This window comes from Winogradskyella algicola (assembly GCF_005869935.1).
Classification (GTDB): Bacteria; Bacteroidota; Bacteroidia; order Flavobacteriales; family Flavobacteriaceae; genus Winogradskyella; species Winogradskyella algicola.
Genome location: NZ_SZQF01000034.1, coordinates 1 through 255 on the forward strand (window position 1 = coordinate 1; position 255 = coordinate 255).

The window sequence follows — 255 nt, forward strand, 5'->3', positions numbered from 1 at the left end:
GCATCCTGCTGGGTCTCATAATAGGTCAGTGTGATTCCTGTCTGTCCGTTCAGTATCTCGGCATTCGCATCTTCCAACGTGAAGGCTTCTTGTTCATCCCCTAAGGTTATGGCATCACACAACACCAATGGTGCTGGTTGAACCAACACTGGTAATGGATTTACGATTAACTCTAAGCGTGTTACCTTGTAACAGCCTTCTGCTGTATTTGGGTCTTCTACACGTACCCACACTTCATCCATGTCTGCTACGGTG

Annotated in this window: 1 protein-coding gene; it reads right to left on the reverse strand. The window is 47.1% G+C overall.

Annotated features, from left to right (window positions below):
- A partial coding sequence (locus tag FC091_RS15115) for a hypothetical protein (RefSeq protein ID WP_246035976.1) occupies positions 1 to 242 on the reverse strand: 242 nt, incomplete at its 3' end.
- Positions 243 to 255 lie beyond the last annotated feature (13 nt).